Raw genomic sequence first — 1,408 nt, forward strand, 5'->3', positions numbered from 1 at the left:
GGGGTTAAGTGACAAAAAGTGTGTCCGCTCGGTGTGTCGCCGGGTGGGCCCTTTTTATCTCATGGGCCCTTTCCGGATTCCTATGTTGTGTTGGTATTCGGTTGGGATAGTGTTGTCGTAGAAGGCTGGTCGTCCTGTTTCGTGGTCGGCTTTGTTGTGGTCTTCTGGGACAAGATCGTTGACTTTGGCGAGTTGATCTTGTCCGTAATTGCACTGCCTGGCGATCTTTAGCGGGTCGTCAGGCAGCTGCGTTTTCGAGTGCAGGTACCACTCGAGCATTTTGCGTTGGCGCTCCCCGGACCTGCCGCGATGCGCGTCGGCGATGCGTTTGAGCTGGGCGTTGACGCCGCCTTCCAGACTGTTGGTTGTTGATGCCCAGCGCTGTGGTTCGAGTGCTTCTGGTGGTGGCTGCAGGTAGGTAAACAGCCAGTTATTGCGCGATAGGTGCAGCAGTGAGTTGTATGCCTTGCGAACTCGCAGGTGGGTCCATTCCCACTGGTTGTTGAGGGTGCGGCGTTCTTTGGGGAGGGGTGTTTTTTCGTTGAGGAATGCTTTGAATACCTGTCCGAAGTCATGCAGGCGCAGCGTCCACTCCCGTGCCTGGTCGAGTGTGGCGATACGGGTCAGTTTCAACGCCAGGGCGTAGATAGCTTTGCCTGCGTCGGTGCGTGGACGGCTGGTGGTGTAGCGACGGACCACGCGTTGGGCATGGACAAGGCAGCGTTGGATGCGGGTGGTTGGCCAGCAGGTTTTGATTGCTGAGTAGGCGCCTTGGCCACCGTCGAGGACAACGCATAGTGGTGGGGCGATGTTTTTGAGTAGTTGGGTGTAGGCGTGGGCGGTTTCGCGTTGTGTCCAGTGCCATGCGATGACGTGGTCGTGGCTGGCTGCCACAAGTAAGCAGCCAGCGTCGGTGTAGGTGCCGTCGATGAAGATTTGGTCGTAGACCCGGTTGGGATCGGGGGTGTTAGGGACATCGATAAGCCACAATGAGGTGAACCGGCGGTCGAGTGTGCGCCGGGAGACATTCAAGGTGTCGGCCACCTTGGTTAAAGAAGCAGTGCCGGTGACGTAGGTGTGAAACGCTTTGAAATCCCGGGTGTGGGTCTGATCGGGGCGGTGTCGTGTTGTTGAGCATCCGCAGTCAGGGTTTTTGCATCGCCACCTGGTTGTCCCTTTGGTTGTGGTGCCGTTTTTCTTCATTTGCCCAGCGCATATAGGGCATCGGGGTCTGTTTGGAGTCACCCAGAAAGACAACCAGGCCCCTGTTACCACATGCAGGAGCCATTCCGGTGGATTGAGCAAGAAACGGGCCTGAATAAGGTCTGGAACCTTATATAAGCCCGTTTTATGCGGCCTGACCAGCAAATAGGCTGAAAATCAGACACACTTTTTGTCACTTAACCCG

General features: G+C 56.4%; 1 protein-coding gene. It reads right to left on the minus strand.

All coding sequences use genetic code 11. From position 1 onward, the window contains the following. Positions 1-54: 54 nt before the first annotated feature. On the minus strand, positions 55-1,245 hold the full coding sequence (locus CRD20_RS06260) for an IS1249 family transposase (protein WP_187405085.1): 1,191 nt from the start codon (positions 1,243-1,245) through the stop codon (positions 55-57). Positions 1,246-1,408 lie beyond the last annotated feature (163 nt).

This window comes from Corynebacterium sp. LK33 (assembly GCF_014334955.1).
Classification (GTDB): Bacteria; Actinomycetota; Actinomycetes; order Mycobacteriales; family Mycobacteriaceae; genus Corynebacterium; species Corynebacterium jeikeium_D.